Source organism: Burkholderia pyrrocinia, from assembly GCF_018417535.1.
Lineage (GTDB): Bacteria > Pseudomonadota > Gammaproteobacteria > Burkholderiales > Burkholderiaceae > Burkholderia > Burkholderia pyrrocinia_E.
Genome location: NZ_CP070977.1, coordinates 3,574,315 through 3,589,688 on the forward strand (window position 1 = coordinate 3,574,315; position 15,374 = coordinate 3,589,688).

Sequence of the window (15,374 nt, forward strand, 5' to 3'; positions counted from 1 at the left end):
CCGCGATTCAATAACCTGACCCGTATTTATTCGAAACGGTGCCCGATCTTCGCGCACCGTTTTTTTCGGAGAGTTTCATGCCGCATTCGTCGTCGGGCGCGCCGCTCGATCCGGTCGCCTTCATCCACAGCCAGATCCGCACGGTGCCCGACTGGCCGCAGCCGGGCGTGATGTTCCGCGACATCACGACGCTGCTGCAGAGCCCGAAGGCGCTGCGCATCCTCGTCGACCTGTTCGTCGAACGCTATGTCGACGCGAAGCTCGACTACGTCGCGGGCCTCGACGCGCGCGGCTTCATCATCGCGCCGATCGTCGCGTACGAGCTGAGCGTCGGCTTCGTGCCGATCCGCAAGGTCGGCAAGCTGCCGTACAAGACACGTTCGGAATCGTACGACCTCGAATACGGCAGCGCGACGGTCGAGATCCACGAGGACGCGTGCCGCCCCGGCGACCGCGTGATCATCATGGACGACCTGATCGCGACCGGCGGCACGATGATGGCGGGGCGCAACCTGCTGCAGCGGCTCGGCGCGGTGGTCGTCGAAGGCGCGGCGATCATCGACCTGCCCGATCTCGGCGGCTCGGCGCTGCTGCGCAACGCGGGACTGCCCGTCTATACCGTTACCGAATTCGCCGGCCACTGAACGCCGGCCCGCCTTACTCACGTTACGCCGCGAGGTCACGATGCCCAACTTCATGCTGTTTCTCGCCACGTCGATCGCGATCACGTTCGCGCCGGGTCCCGACAACCTGCAGGTGCTCGCGCGCGGCATCTCGCAGGGCCGCGCGGCCGGGTTCGTCGCCGCGCTCGGCTTCAGCGCCGGGATCCTGTTCCACACGACGCTCGCGGCGCTCGGCGTCGCGGCCTTGCTGCGTTCGTCGCCGGTCGCGTTCGAGATCCTGAAGCTCGCGGGCGCCGCGTATCTCGTGTGGATCGGCATCAAGGCGCTGCGCAGCCAGGGCCTCGCGAATGCGCATGAGCGCCCGCCGCAGCCGCTCGGCACGATTTTCCGGCAGAGCGTGATCGGCAACCTGATGAATCCGAAGGTCACGCTGTTCTTCGTCGTGTTCCTGCCGCAGTTCGTCGATCCGCACGGCGTGCAGGGCGTGACGCTGCAGATGTTCGAACTCGGCGCGCTGTTCATGCTGCAGACGGCCGCGATCTTCTCGCTGTTCGGCGTCGGCGCGGGCGTGATCGGCGCATGGCTGAAGCGCCGCCCGAAGGTCGGCGTGTGGCTCGACCGGCTGGCCGGCGCGACGTTCATCGCGCTCGGCATCCGCGTCGCGCTGAAGGACTGACGGCGATGACGTTTCCGTGCATCGCGGCCGCGCGGCGCTTCGATCCGGCCGCGCACCTGCGTTTCGAGATCGCCGGCCGGGCGGTCGGCTGGGTGCGCCGCCAGGACGTCGCGAAGCTTGCCCGCTGGCCCGACGTGTTCGAGCTGACCGGCGAGCGCGTCGTGCTGTCGGCGCGCTACGACTCGGTCGACGCGCGCAGCATGGCGCTGGCGAGCGCGATCGGCGCGCTCGCGGCCGAAGGCGCGATTCCCGGTTGGCGCGACGAGATCTATGCGATCCGCAACCGCTTCGACGATCCGCCGCTCGCGTACATCGAGCGCGCCGCGTCGCGCTTCTTCGGGACGCAGACTTACGCGGTGCATCTGAACGGCATCGTAGAATGCAAGGTTGCGCCGGGCGAGCCGTCCGCCGCGGCCGTGCCGCAGATGTGGCTCGGCCGCCGCAGCGCGACCAAGGCAACCGATCCCGGCATGCTCGACAACGTCGTCGCGGGCGGTATCGGCTGGGGCCTGGGCGTTCACGAGACGCTCGCGAAGGAATGCTGGGAAGAAGCCGGCATTCCGGTCGAACTGGCGGCGCGCGCGATCGCGGGCCGCGCGGTGCAGGTGCTGTGCTCGCTGCCGGAAGGCACGCAGTCCGAACTGATCTTCGTGTACGACCTGCCGTTGCCGCACGACTTCGCGCCGCGCAACCAGGACGGCGAAGTGGCCGAGCACCTGCTGGCCGATGTGTCCGAGGTGATCGGCTGGCTGCGCGAAGGCCGCGCAACGATGGATGCGAGCCTCGCGACGCTCGACACGCTGCTGCGCCACCGTTGGCTGACGGCGGAGGAGGCGGCCGATGCGGCTGGCATCGACGCGCTGTTCGTACCGGCCGCGTGACGCGCGCCGCGACGCGCGGTCCGGCGACGCGAACGGGCAATTTGACGAATACGGAAACAAAGGGAGTCGCGGTCATGTCGACCGATCACAGCTTTATCTTGAAACTGTCGTGCCCCGACCGGCACGGCATCGTCCACGCGGTCTCGGGCTTCCTGTTCGAGCGTAGCAACAACATCCTCGATTCGGCGCAGTTCGGCGACAGCCGTACCAGCGAATTCTTCATGCGCGTGCATTTCGAGCAGGACGGCAACGGCACGGATGCCGGGTCGGCGCTCGACACGCTTCGCAAGGAATTCGCACCGCTCGCGGAACAGTTCTCGATGCGCTGGGAGCTGCACGATGCGGCCGTGAAGCCGCGCGTCGTGATCATGGTGTCGAAGATCGGCCATTGCCTGAACGACCTGCTGTTCCGCTACCGCACCGGCCAGCTGCCGATCGAGATCCCGGCGATCGTGTCGAACCACAAGGAGTTCTACCAGCTCGCCGCGAGCTACAACATCCCGTTCCATCACTTCCCGCTGATCGGCGGTTCGTCCGATGCCGCGAAGGCCGCGCAGGAAGCGCGCGTGCTGGAAGTGATCGACGAGCACCAGGCCGATCTCGTCGTGCTCGCGCGCTACATGCAGATCCTGTCGCCGAACATGTGCCAGCAGCTCGCCGGGCGCGCGATCAACATCCACCATTCGTTCCTGCCGAGCTTCAAGGGCGCGAAGCCGTACTACCAGGCGTTCGACCGCGGCGTGAAGCTGATCGGCGCGACCGCGCACTACGTGACGACCGATCTCGACGAAGGCCCGATCATCGAGCAGGAAGTCGAGCGCGTCGACCACAGCATGACGCCCGACCAGCTGACGGCGATCGGCCGCGACGTCGAGTGCGTGACGCTCGCGCGCGCGGTGAAGTGGCATGTCGAGCACCGGATCGTGCTGAACGGGACGAAGACGGTCGTGTTTCGCTGATTCGCGTTGGCTGGCCATCGGCCCAAGGATCGCCGGCTGTCGGATGACCGGCTTCCGGCCGGCCGGCCCCCGGATCGCCGGCCCCCACAAACACAAACGCCGCGCCCTTTACGGGGCGCGGCGTTTTTTTTCGCCGGATGCGCGGCTGTCAGATCAGCCGCAGCAGGTACAGCTCGCGTTTCAGGTACGCATAGAAGATCGGCGCGGCGATCACGCCCGGCAGCCCGAACGCGGCCTCCATGATCAGCATCGCGAGCAGCAGCTCCCACGCGCGCGACTCGATCTGGCCGCCGATGATCTTCGCGTTCAGGAAGTATTCGAGCTTGTGGATGATCACGAGGAACGCCAGCGACGCGATCGCGGTGCCCATGCCGACCGACAGCGACACGGCGACGATCAGCGTGTTGGAGATCAGGTTGCCGATCACGGGCAGCAGGCCGACGATGAACGTGACGAGCACGAGCGTTTTCGACAGCGGCAGCCGCTGGTGGAAGATCGGCAGCGCGACGAGCAGGTAGATGCCCGTGAACGTCGCGTTGATCGCCGAGATCTTGATCTGCGCGAATACGATCCGGCGGAACGCGTCGGAGAAGCGCGATACGCGCGTGACGAGCGCGGTCGACAGCGGCCGGCGCACCTTGCCGTGCTCGACGCCGATCGCGATCATCGCGCCGATGATCATCCCGAACAGCACGTGGCCGAAGCCGCGCGCGACGCTCTTGCCGCTCTGCTGTAGCTGGTCCATGTGCGAGTGCATCAGCACGGCCGCCTTCGTCTTCATCTGCTCGACGTCGACGGGCAGCAGGTTCGCGATCCATGCCGGCGTGCGCGCGCGGGTTTGCTCGACGATCTGCATCAACTGGTCGAGCAGGCTCTGCAGGTTCGGCACGGTGCGCTCGAAGTGTTCGATGATGCCGATCGTCAGGCCCGTGAGCCCGCCGACGATCACGATCGCCAGCAGCACGACGGCGACCCAGCGCGCGCGCATGCTCGTGGTGTGGCGTTCGATCACGGGCGCGATCGTGTGGATGAGCTGGTAGACGAGCAGGCCGGCCAGCAGCCCGCCGAGCAGCTTGAGCTCGATCACGAGCCACATTGCGACGATCGCGAAGAGATAGCTGCCGATCTCGAGTGCCGACAGATTCGGCAGGCTGAAGTCGCTCGTCAGCCGCACGCTGCGCAGGTGCGGCTCGCGGCTCTGCGCATCGCGCGACGAGTCTTGTTGCTTCTCCATCGTGGATTCCTGTCGTTCGTGTGTCATGCCGCGCAATGAGCGACAGAGCGGTGCCCGCCCGGGCAGCACCGGATTGGTGCGGATGGCGAACCTTACGACCGTAAAGTATAGCCGCCATTATGGTCCGCAATCGGGCCGTTTGGCGCATGGTGTAAACGCAGAAGGGAAAACGAGAGGGCGGGCGGCGTACCACTAAATGGGGACGCGCGCGGCCGGGTGGCCGCGCGCGGGAAGGGCGGAAGGGCGTCAGCCGGCCGCGACCTTGCGGGTCGTACGCTTGAGCAGCGGCGCGAGGTACTTGCCGGTGAAGCTCGCCTTGGTTTTCGCGACCTGCTCGGGCGTGCCCTGCGCGATGATCTGGCCGCCGCCGGCACCGCCTTCGGGGCCGAGGTCGATCACCCAGTCGGCCGTCTTGATCACGTCGAGGTTGTGCTCGATGATCACGACCGTGTTGCCCTGGTCGCGCAGCCGGTGGATCACCTCGAGCAGCAGCGCGATGTCGTGGAAGTGCAGGCCGGTGGTCGGCTCGTCGAGGATGTACAGCGTGCGGCCCGTGTCGCGCTTCGACAGCTCCAGCGACAGCTTCACGCGCTGCGCCTCGCCGCCCGACAGCGTCGTGGCCGACTGGCCGAGGCGGATGTAGCCGAGGCCGACGTCGAGCAGCGTCTTCAGCTTGCGCGCAATGACCGGCACCGCGCTGAAGAACTCGTACGCGTGCTCGACCGTCATGTCGAGTACTTCGCTGATGTTCTTGCCCTTGTACTGCACTTCGAGCGTTTCGCGGTTGTAGCGCTTGCCGTGGCATACGTCGCACGGCACGTAGACGTCCGGCAGGAAGTGCATCTCGACCTTCAGCACGCCGTCGCCCTGGCACGATTCGCAGCGGCCGCCCTTCACGTTGAACGAGAAGCGGCCCGGATCGTAGCCGCGCTCCTTCGAGGTCGGCACGCCCGAGAACAGCTCGCGGATCGGCGTGAACAGGCCCGTGTACGTGGCCGGGTTCGAGCGCGGCGTGCGGCCGATCGGCGACTGGTCGACGTTGATCACCTTGTCGAAGTGCTCGAGGCCCTCGATCGCCTCGTGTGGCGCCGGCTCGGCCGACGAGCCGTACAGGTGGCGCGCGACCGCGTGATACAGCGTGTCGTTGATCAGCGTCGACTTGCCGGAGCCCGACACGCCCGTGATGCAGGTCAACAGGCCGACCGGCAATTCGAGATCGACGTGCTTCAGGTTGTTGCCGTGCGCGTCGACGATGCGCAGCATCCGCTCGGGATCGGGCGCGAGCCGCTCGTCCGGATACTCGATCGTGCGCTTGCCGAGCAGGTATTGGCCCGTCAGCGACTGCGGGTTCGACTGCACCTGCTTCGGCGTGCCTTCGGCCACCACCACGCCGCCGTGCTCGCCCGCGCCGGGGCCCATGTCGACGACGTAGTCGGCCGTGCGGATCATGTCTTCGTCGTGCTCGACGACGATCACCGAGTTGCCGAGGTCGCGCAGGTGCTTGAGCGTGCCGATCAGGCGGTCGTTGTCGCGCTGGTGCAGGCCGATCGACGGCTCGTCGAGCACGTACATCACGCCCGTGAGGCCCGAGCCGATCTGCGACGCGAGCCGGATCCGCTGCGCCTCGCCGCCCGACAGCGTTTCGGCGCTGCGCTCGAGCGACAGGTAGTCGAGGCCGACGTTGTTCAGGAAGGTCAGGCGCGCGACGATTTCCTTGATCACCTTGTCGGCGATCTCGCGCTTCGCGCCTTCGAGCGTCAGCCCGTCGAAATAGCCGAGCGCGTCGCGCAGCGGCCAGCCGCTGATTTCATAGATGCCACGCGCGTAGTCGCCCGCGCCGATCCGCACGTGGCGCGCTTCGCGGCGCAGGCGCGTGCCGTCGCACGACGGGCACGGCTGGTTGTTCTGGTACTTCGACAGTTCCTCGCGCACCGCGACCGAATCGGTCTCGCGGTAACGGCGTTCGAGGTTCGGGATGATCCCTTCGAACACGTGCTCGCGGATCGTCGTGCGGCCGCGCTCGTTGATGTACGAGAACGGGATCGTCTGCTTGCCCGAGCCGAACAGCAGCACCTTCCGGATCTTTTCCGGCAGATCCTCGAACGCGGCGTCGATGTCGAATTCGTAGAACGCCGCGAGGCTCTGCAGCATCTGGAAGTAGAACTGGTTGCGGCGGTCCCAGCCCTTCACGGCGCCCGCGGCGAGCGACAGCGACGGGTGCGCGACGACCCGTTTCGGGTCGAAGAACGTGATCTGGCCGAGGCCGTCGCATTCCGGGCACGCGCCCATCGGGTTGTTGAACGAGAACAGGCGCGGCTCGAGCTCCTGCAGCGAGTACGAGCAGATCGGGCACGCGAACTTCGAGCTGAACAGGTGTTCGTGGTCGGTGTCCATCTCCAGCGCGATCGCGCGGCCGTCGGCGAGGCGCAGCGCCGTCTCGAACGATTCGGCGAGGCGCTGCTTCATGTCCGGGCGCACCTTCAGGCGATCGACGACGACGTCGATCGTGTGCTTGTCGTTCTTCTTGAGCTTCGGCAGCGACTCGACCTCGTAGATCTTCGCGACGCCTTCGTTCGCGGTGCCGCCGCCCGAGCGCACGCGAAAGCGCACGAAGCCCTGCGCCTGCATCTCCTCGAACAGCTCGACGTGCTCGCCCTTGCGGTTCGCGACGACGGGCGCGAGGATCATCAGCTTGGTTTCCTCGGGCAGCGCGAGCGCCGCGTCGACCATCTGCGACACGCTCTGCGCCTCGAGCGGGATGTCGTGGTCGGGGCAGTACGGCGTGCCGACACGTGCGTACAAAAGTCGCAGGTAGTCGTGGATTTCCGTGACCGTGCCGACGGTCGAACGCGGGTTGTGGGATGTCGCCTTCTGCTCGATCGAGATCGCGGGCGACAGGCCCTCGATCAGGTCGACGTCCGGTTTCTCCATCAACTGCAGGAACTGGCGGGCATATGCGGACAGGCTTTCGACGTAGCGGCGCTGGCCCTCGGCATAAAGGGTATCGAACGCGAGCGACGATTTGCCCGACCCTGACAACCCGGTAATCACGATCAGCTTGTGGCGCGGCAGGTCGAGATTGACGTTTTTCAGGTTGTGGGTGCGTGCCCCACGGATACGGATCTGTTCCATGAACCTGGCGAAAATGGAGGAAACCAAACCTGCTACTATAACGGCTTTTCGAGACCGTCGTTTGGGGCCCCCAGCCTTACAGCAGGTGGCAGCAAGGCGGCGCCTGCGCCGGGGAAAGCGGTCGCGCCGCGCGGTTCCGGGCGGCCTGCAGGCCGCCAGCATCGTGCCCCGACGTGTCGCCCGTCAGGCCTCCCGGGCCGCTGGTCCTGATCTTCCGCCGCCCGCTGCCGGGTGGACAATCCGATCATTCGAAATTCATTCCCGATGTCCAATCCGTCCGCCACGTCTTCCCGCATGAGTGCGCCCGAACTGCGCGCGACCACGTCGCTCGCGGCAATCTTCGCGCTGCGCATGCTCGGCCTGTTCATGATCATGCCGGTGTTTTCGGTCTACGCGAAAACCATCCCGGGCGGCGACAACGTGCTGCTCGTCGGCATCGCGCTCGGGGCCTACGGCGTCACGCAGTCGCTGTTCTACATTTTCTACGGCTGGGCGTCCGACAAGTTCGGCCGCAAGCCGGTGATCGCCACGGGCCTCGTGATCTTCGCGCTCGGCAGCTTCGTCGCCGCGTTCGCGCACGACATCACGTGGATCATCGTCGGCCGCGTGATCCAGGGGATGGGCGCCGTGTCGTCCGCGGTGCTCGCGTTCATCGCCGACCTGACCTCCGAGCAGAACCGCACGAAGGCGATGGCGATGGTCGGCGGCTCGATCGGCGTGTCGTTCGCGGTCGCGATCGTCGGTGCGCCGATCGTGTTCCACTGGGTCGGGATGAGCGGGCTGTTCACGATCGTCGGCGTGCTGTCGATCCTCGCGATCGGCGTCGTGGTGTGGATCGTGCCCGACGCCGCGAAGCCCGTGCACGTGCCCGCACCGTTCGCCGAGGTGCTGCACAACGTCGAACTGCTGCGCCTGAACTTCGGCGTACTGGTGCTGCACGCGACGCAGACCGCGCTGTTTCTCGTCGTGCCGCGCCTGCTCGTCGACGGCGGGCTGCCGGTCGCTGCGCACTGGAAGGTCTACCTGCCGGTGATGGGGCTCGCGTTCGTGATGATGGTCCCGGCGATCATCGTCGCGGAAAAACGGGGCAAGATGAAGCCGGTGCTGCTGGGCGGCATTCTGGCTATCCTGATCGGCCAATTGCTGCTGGGCAGCGCGCCGCATACCATCCTGATTGTGGCGGCGATCCTGTTCGTCTACTTCCTCGGGTTCAACATCCTGGAAGCGTCGCAGCCGTCGCTCGTGTCGAAGCTCGCGCCGGGTTCGCGCAAGGGCGCGGCCACGGGCGTCTACAACACCACGCAGTCGATCGGGCTCGCGCTCGGCGGCATCGTGGGCGGCTGGCTGCTGAAGCACGGCGGCGCGAACACGGTGTTCTACGCGTGTTCGGGGCTCGTTGCCGCGTGGCTTATAATCGCGGCCAGCATGAAAGCGCCGCCGCGCAAGGCCTGAACCCAATTTTCGGGCAGGCACCGGCGGCGTTCGCCGGCTTGCCCGGCGGGCCGCTCCGACGCATGCGCGGGCGGCCCGGCATCGAATTTACTGGAGAAACACATGGCATCCGTCAACAAGGTCATCCTCGTCGGCAATCTCGGCGCCGATCCTGAAGTCCGTTACCTGCCGAGCGGCGACGCAGTTGCGAACATCCGTCTCGCGACGACCGACCGCTACAAGGACAAGGCAAGCGGCGATTTCAAGGAAATGACCGAGTGGCACCGCGTCGCGTTCTTCGGCCGTCTCGCGGAAATCGTCAGCGAATACCTGAAGAAGGGTTCGTCGGTCTATATCGAAGGCCGCATCCGCACGCGCAAGTGGCAAGGCCAGGACGGCCAGGACCGTTACTCGACCGAAATCGTTGCCGACCAGATGCAGATGCTCGGCGGCCGCGGCGGCGCGGGCGGCGGCGGTGGCGGCGGTGACGAAGGCGGTTATGGCGGCGGCTACGGTGGTGGTGGCGGCGGCCGCGGCGAACAGGCGGAACGCGGCGGCGGCGGCGGCGGTCGTGCCGGCGGCGCGGCGCGTGGCGGTGCTGGCGGCGGCGCGCAGAGCCGTCCGAGCGCACCGGCAGGCGGCGGCTTCGACGAGATGGATGACGATATTCCGTTCTGATCGGCAAGTCGGCATCCCGCATCGCGATGGGCCCGAATGTCCGAGTCAAGCCGCTTGCTTGGCCCGGGTCTTCGGGCCTTTCTTCGTTTACTTCCTTGTACGTCGCACTCCAGGCGAAACGTGGCTGACGCACTCCCCGACCTCATCGCTCCGCATCTCGACGTGCTGTTCTGCGGGATCAACCCCGGCATGACCGCCGCCGCGACCGGGCATCACTTCGCGGGGAGGAGCAACCGCTTCTGGCGCGTAATTCATCTCGCGGGTTTCACGCCGACGGAAATTCCTCCGCAGGACGATCGCGCAATACTCCGGTACGGCTGTGGCGTGACAGCAGTGGTGAAGCGGCCGACGGCGAGTGCCGATCAGCTTTCGCGCGCGGAATTCGTCGCCGCGGCGGCGGAGTTCGAGCAGAAGGTAGCGCGTTATAGGCCGCGCTTTGTCGCGTTTCTCGGCAAGGCGGCGTACTCGGCGCTGTCGGGGCAACGCGAAGTCGCGTGGGGAGTGCAGCCGGCGCGCTTGCAGCGCGCGAGCGTCTGGGTGCTGCCCAATCCCAGCGGGAGAAACCTTGCGTTCGGCCTCGACGAGCTGGTCAAGGCGTATCGTCAGCTTTATCTGCAGGCGACGACCGTTTCCGGTCGTCAGCCGGAGGGGCAGCCGGGTGCGACGCAGTAAGACGGCATCCCCATGGCCGGGCACCGTGTTGCCGCGGGCGTTCTCCGATCGCACGGCCACCGACGTCGCACCTCAACTGCTTAACAAGATCCTCGCGGCAGCCGACGGTCGGGCCGGCCGCATCGTCGAAGTGGAGGCCTATGCCGGCGCGATCGACCCGGCGGCGCATACCTATCGCGGCAAGACGCCGCGCAATGCGACGATGTTCGGGCCGCCCGGGCACCTGTACGTCTATTTCACATACGGCATGCACTGGTGCTGCAATTGCGTGTGCGGCCCGGATGGCATGGGAACGGGCGTGCTGATCCGTGCGCTGGAACCGCTGCACGGGCTCGAACGGATGCGTGCGGCACGGCCGCCGCTGACGCGCGATCGCGACCTGTGCCGCGGGCCGGCGCGGCTGACCCAGGCGATGGGGATCGGCGGAGCGCATGACGGCGCGGATCTCGTTGGCGCGCGCGAAGGGTTCGCGGTCGTGGACGACGGCATGGCGCCGCCCGCGGATCTGGCGGGCGGGCCGCGCATCGGCATTCGCGTCGGCAAGGATCTCCCGTGGCGGTGGAGCGTGCCCGGCAACTGGTATGTGTCGGGGGCGCTGCCGCGCATCTGAGCGTGCCGCGCACAATCGCGCGTAAATCGATCTGCGTCACGCAGCCGCCATTATTGACCGGCTAAGCTGGTCCTTTCGACGTTTCGATCGAGGGGGACACAATGCGGCGGGTCGTATTCAACCAGAAGGGCGGCGTGGGTAAATCGACGATCGTCTGCAACCTGGCGGCGATCAGCGCGAGCGAAGGGTTGCGCACGCTCGTCATCGACCTCGATGCGCAGGCGAACTCCACGCGCTACCTGCTCGGCGACGCCGCAGCCGACGCGCAACCGGGCGTCGCCGGTTTCTTCGAAACCGCGCTGACCTTCAACTTCCGTCCGGTCGACGTCGCATCATTCATCCATCCGACCCCGTTCGAAGGGCTCGACGTGATGCCCGCGCATCCGGACCTCGACACGCTGCACGGCAAGCTCGAATCGCGCTACAAGATCTACAAGCTGCGCGACGCGCTGAACGAGCTCGACACCTACGACGCCGTATACATCGACACGCCGCCCGCGCTGAATTTCTACACGCGCTCGGCGCTGATCGCGGTCGAGCGCTGCCTGATCCCGTTCGACTGCGACGATTTCTCGCGCCGCGCGCTGTACACGCTGCTCGAGAACGTGAAGGAAATCCAGCAGGACCACAACGCGGCGCTCGAGGTGGAAGGCATCGTCATCAACCAGTTCCAGCCGCGCGCGAGCCTGCCGCAGCAGCTGGTCGACGAACTCGTCGACGAAGGGCTGCCGGTGCTCGCGTCGAGGCTGTCGGCGTCGGTGAAGATCCGCGAGTCGCATCAGCAGTCCAAGCCCGTGATCCATCTCGAACCCGGGCACAAGCTCGCGCAGGAATTCCGCGCGCTGCATCGCGAACTGGCGGGCTGATCGCGCGCACGCCGGGACTGGCCGCGGCCGCTTCATGCGCTCGCACCAGGTTTATTCATTGCGACCCGCAATTCATCCGATCATTGATTCCATCATTAATAATCCCGGAAACGATTTCATAATAAATCTGGAAAAACGATTACATAAGTGACCGCTTCATCTTCAATGCGCACCTGTTTCCTAATAACCGGAATAATGCGCAGGTAAATGTTGCGAAAAGTCATGGTACGTTATGCTGTAAAAAGGTAAAAATCGTTCCAGAGCAGGGCGTTGCGACATATCCTCTGCGATGTCAACGTGTCACGGGCTCCAGCGGCCGTTCGGATGAGGGGTAAGGGTTTATACCTATCATTAATGCCATTTAATTGACAATTAATCGATCTAGAATGGCCTCCTTCAACTGCTCGTGCTTAAATAAGTGACGGGTTGTCAATAAGGGACCGGCTGTCGATCCGGCTTCCATTTTTCTTTAAGTCGTCTCTCGCATTGCTAACAGGAGCGTGCCCGATGTCCGTATTTGCCCCCGAAAAACTCGCCGCCGATTATCAATCCGGTATCGCCGCGTGGTTTGCGATCGCCCGTCCGGCGATCCAAGGTTTCGAGGCTGTCGTCGAACTCAACCTGCAGGCGGCCCGGACGGCGCTCGAGGAATACGAAGACAAGCTGAAGAACGCCTTCAACAGCAGCAATCCGGCCGCGGGTTTCGCGCAGCAGGTGGCCGCCCCGCAGGAAGCGGCCGGCAAGGTCGTGTCGTACGGCCGCCATCTGTTCGACATCGCGGTGTCGACGCAATCCGAATGGGCGAAGGTCGCGCAGACCCAATACGAACAGAACGACAAGCGCCTGAAGGACGTGCTCGGCGAACTGTCGAAGCACGCGCCGGCCGGTTCGGCACCGGTGGTGGCTGCGCTGAATTCGGCGCTGTCCGCGGCGACGGCCGCGGCCGACTCCGTGCGTGCAGCGACGGGGCAGGCGATCGAAGCCGCCCAGAGCGGCTTCGATGCGGTCAGCGAAACGGCCACGCGTGGCGGCAAGCAGACGGCCGTCGCCGCACGCAAGGACGCCGCGGCTGCGCGCGAATCGGCTGCGTAACGACGTGACCGCGGACGCGACCGCGGAGTGACCGCGTGTCGCGCGCAGGCGCGACACGATTGATCGGCGCCGGATGGCGCCGTGCACCCCGCGTGTGCCGCGCGGTGCACGGCGTACCTCGGGTTTGCCGCAACGCGCGGGTGCATGTGCGGGCCGTGCCGGTGTGCCGCCGGTGCGACCGGACGCTGCTCGTGGCGCGTCGGCGTGCGACCGTTGTCGCGCCGGATGGCCCGACGTGCGCCATGGCCAGTTGCAGCCGGCGCGTGCCGGCGTCAGAACGACGAACTGATTTCGATGCAGGAACTGAACATGACGGACGTAGTGATCGTATCGGCCGCGCGGACCGCGGTCGGCAAATTCGGCGGCTCGCTTGCGAAGATTGCGGCGCCCGAGCTGGGCGCGACGGTGATCCGCGCGGTGCTGGAGCGCGCCGGCGTGAAGCCGGAGCAGGTGAGCGAAGTGATCATGGGCCAGGTGCTGACGGCCGGCTCGGGGCAGAACCCGGCGCGGCAGTCGCTGATCAAGGCCGGGCTGCCGGCGGCAGTGCCGGGGATGACGATCAACAAGGTGTGCGGCTCGGGCCTGAAGGCCGTGATGCTGGCGGCGAATGCGATCGTCGCGGGCGACGCGGAGATCGTGATCGCGGGCGGCCAGGAGAACATGAGCGCGTCGCCGCACGTGCTGCCGGGCTCGCGCGACGGGTTCCGGATGGGCGACGCGAAGCTGGTCGACACGATGATCGTCGACGGCCTGTGGGACGTGTACAACCAGTACCACATGGGCATCACGGCGGAGAACGTCGCGAAGGAATACGGGATCACGCGCGAAGAGCAGGACGCGTTCGCGGCGCTGTCGCAGAACAAGGCGGAAGCCGCGCAGAAGGCCGGGCGCTTCAACGACGAGATCGTGCCGGTGTCGATTCCGCAACGCAAGGGCGAGCCGCTGCAGTTCGCGACCGATGAATTCGTGCGTCACGGCGTGACGGCGGAATCGCTGGCGGGGCTGAAGCCGGCGTTCTCGAAGGACGGTTCGGTGACGGCGGCGAACGCATCGGGTCTGAACGACGGCGCGGCGGCGGTGCTGGTGATGTCGGCGCAGAAGGCGGCGGCACTCGGCCTGACGCCGCTTGCGCGGATCAAGGCGTATGCGAACGCGGGCGTGGATCCGAGCGTGATGGGCATGGGCCCGGTGCCGGCCTCGCGCCGGTGCCTGGAGCGCGCGGGCTGGACGCCGGGCGACCTGGACCTGATGGAGATCAACGAAGCGTTCGCGGCGCAGGCGCTGGCGGTGCACAAGCAGATGGGCTGGGACACGTCGAAGGTGAACGTGAACGGCGGGGCGATCGCGATCGGTCACCCGATCGGCGCATCGGGCTGCCGGATCCTGGTGACGCTGCTGCACGAGATGGCCAAGCGCGATGCGAAGCGCGGGCTGGCGTCGCTGTGCATCGGCGGCGGGATGGGTGTCGCGCTCGCGGTCGAGCGCGTCTGAGCAGGGTCTGACGACATTACGCGGATGCGGCGCCGGCAAGCGCAGCATCCGCGCGAAGCGGCTTTCGCGCACGACAAGCAGCCAACAACAAGCGCGAAGTTCCGGTGCGTGCCGCACCCGCGACGCGGGCGGCCGCGCATCGAAGCGGTGGGGCGGCAGCATGTGCGATGCCGTCGCCCCGCATTCATCGATTACTTTTTTGTCGGTAATTTATAGGATGACTAAGCGAATTGCAGTTGTGACAGGTGGAATGGGCGGCCTCGGCGAAGCGGTCAGCATCAGGTTGAACGACGCGGGCCACCGGGTAGTCGTCACGTATTCGCCGAACAACACCGGCGCGGACCGCTGGCTGTCCGAGATGCACGCGGCCGGTCGCGAGTTCCATGCGTACCCGGTGGACGTGGCCGATCACGATTCGTGCCAGCAATGCATCGAGAAGATCGTGCGGGACGTCGGCCCGGTCGACATTCTCGTGAACAACGCGGGCATCACGCGCGACATGACGCTGCGCAAGCTCGACAAGGTGAACTGGGATGCCGTGATCCGCACGAACCTCGATTCCGTGTTCAACATGACGAAGCCCGTCTGCGAAGGCATGGTCGAGCGCGGCTGGGGGCGCATCGTCAACATCTCGTCGGTGAACGGCTCGAAGGGTTCGGTGGGCCAGACCAACTACGCGGCCGCGAAGGCCGGCATGCACGGGTTCACGAAATCGCTCGCGCTGGAAATCGCGCGCAAGGGCGTGACGGTGAACACGGTGTCGCCGGGCTACCTCGCGACGAAGATGGTCACGGCGATCCCGCAGGAGATCCTCGACACGAAGATCCTCCCGCAAATTCCGGTGGGGCGGCTCGGCAAGCCCGAGGAAGTCGCGGCACTGGTCGCTTACCTGTGCTCGGAGGAGGCCGGCTTCGTGACGGGCTCCAACATCGCGATCAACGGCGGCCAGCACATGCACTGACGCGCGGCGGCCCGGACCGCGTTCGCGCGCGTGCCGGGCCGCGTTCCGCTGTATCCAGTGCCGGAGCG

Annotated in this window: 14 protein-coding genes; 12 read left to right on the forward strand and 2 right to left on the reverse strand. The window is 66.3% G+C overall.

Features of this window, described 5'->3' with window-relative positions; all coding sequences use genetic code 11:
• The first annotated feature begins 77 nt into the window (after positions 1-77).
• From JYG32_RS16620 to purU, 4 genes are all read left to right on the forward strand, one after another.
• The gene (locus JYG32_RS16620; protein ID WP_040141994.1) at positions 78-644 is read left to right on the forward strand and encodes an adenine phosphoribosyltransferase; all 567 of its coding nucleotides are present in this window, start codon (positions 78-80) and stop codon (positions 642-644) included.
• Between the two features lie 40 nt (positions 645-684).
• A complete protein-coding gene (locus JYG32_RS16625) occupies positions 685-1,299 on the forward strand; it encodes a LysE family translocator (RefSeq protein ID WP_174382780.1) in 615 nt (204 codons plus the stop codon).
• Positions 1,300-1,304: 5 nt separating this feature from the next.
• Positions 1,305-2,180, forward strand: coding sequence for an NUDIX hydrolase (locus JYG32_RS16630; RefSeq protein WP_213264125.1), 876 nt, complete (start codon positions 1,305-1,307; stop codon positions 2,178-2,180).
• Between the two features lie 74 nt (positions 2,181-2,254).
• On the forward strand, positions 2,255-3,139 hold the full coding sequence (purU, locus tag JYG32_RS16635) for a formyltetrahydrofolate deformylase (RefSeq protein ID WP_174382782.1): 885 nt from the start codon (positions 2,255-2,257) through the stop codon (positions 3,137-3,139).
• A gap of 148 nt (positions 3,140-3,287) precedes the next feature.
• Here the strand turns inward: purU and JYG32_RS16640 are convergent, their stop codons facing one another.
• Complete coding sequence (locus JYG32_RS16640; protein WP_174382783.1) at positions 3,288-4,373, reverse strand: AI-2E family transporter; 1,086 nt, start codon at positions 4,371-4,373, stop codon at positions 3,288-3,290.
• Between the two features lie 246 nt (positions 4,374-4,619).
• A complete protein-coding gene (gene uvrA, locus JYG32_RS16645; protein WP_174382784.1) occupies positions 4,620-7,505 on the reverse strand; it encodes an excinuclease ABC subunit UvrA in 2,886 nt (961 codons plus the stop codon).
• A gap of 264 nt (positions 7,506-7,769) precedes the next feature.
• Here uvrA and JYG32_RS16650 point away from each other — a divergent pair, with 264 nt between their 5' ends.
• The 8 genes from JYG32_RS16650 to phbB all read left to right on the forward strand — a co-directional run bounded on the left by JYG32_RS16650 (position 7,770) and on the right by phbB (position 15,306).
• Entirely contained in the window at positions 7,770-8,957 is a 1,188-nt protein-coding gene (locus JYG32_RS16650) for an MFS transporter (RefSeq protein ID WP_213264126.1), read from the forward strand.
• 102 nt (positions 8,958-9,059) lie between these two features.
• Positions 9,060-9,614: a single-stranded DNA-binding protein gene (locus JYG32_RS16655; protein ID WP_096471798.1), complete on the forward strand. Its 555-nt coding sequence runs from the start codon at positions 9,060-9,062 to the stop codon at positions 9,612-9,614.
• Positions 9,615-9,734: 120 nt separating this feature from the next.
• Positions 9,735-10,286 (forward strand): G/U mismatch-specific DNA glycosylase, encoded by a 552-nt coding sequence (gene mug / locus JYG32_RS16660; protein ID WP_213264127.1) that lies wholly within the window; start codon positions 9,735-9,737, stop codon positions 10,284-10,286.
• Complete coding sequence (locus JYG32_RS16665) at positions 10,273-10,896, forward strand: DNA-3-methyladenine glycosylase (protein WP_213264128.1); 624 nt, start codon at positions 10,273-10,275, stop codon at positions 10,894-10,896. The genes mug and JYG32_RS16665 overlap by 14 nt, the downstream gene beginning before the upstream one ends.
• 101 nt (positions 10,897-10,997) lie before the next feature.
• Complete coding sequence (locus JYG32_RS16670) at positions 10,998-11,762, forward strand: ParA family protein (RefSeq protein WP_048246937.1); 765 nt, start codon at positions 10,998-11,000, stop codon at positions 11,760-11,762.
• Between the two features lie 507 nt (positions 11,763-12,269).
• Entirely contained in the window at positions 12,270-12,854 is a 585-nt protein-coding gene (phaP, locus tag JYG32_RS16675) for a TIGR01841 family phasin (protein ID WP_174384459.1), read from the forward strand.
• A 309-nt stretch (positions 12,855-13,163) separates the two neighbouring features.
• Positions 13,164-14,345: an acetyl-CoA C-acetyltransferase gene (locus JYG32_RS16680; RefSeq protein WP_213264129.1), complete on the forward strand. Its 1,182-nt coding sequence runs from the start codon at positions 13,164-13,166 to the stop codon at positions 14,343-14,345.
• A gap of 217 nt (positions 14,346-14,562) precedes the next feature.
• Complete coding sequence (phbB, locus tag JYG32_RS16685) at positions 14,563-15,306, forward strand: acetoacetyl-CoA reductase (RefSeq protein WP_213264130.1); 744 nt, start codon at positions 14,563-14,565, stop codon at positions 15,304-15,306.
• The last annotated feature ends 68 nt before the right edge of the window (positions 15,307-15,374 follow it).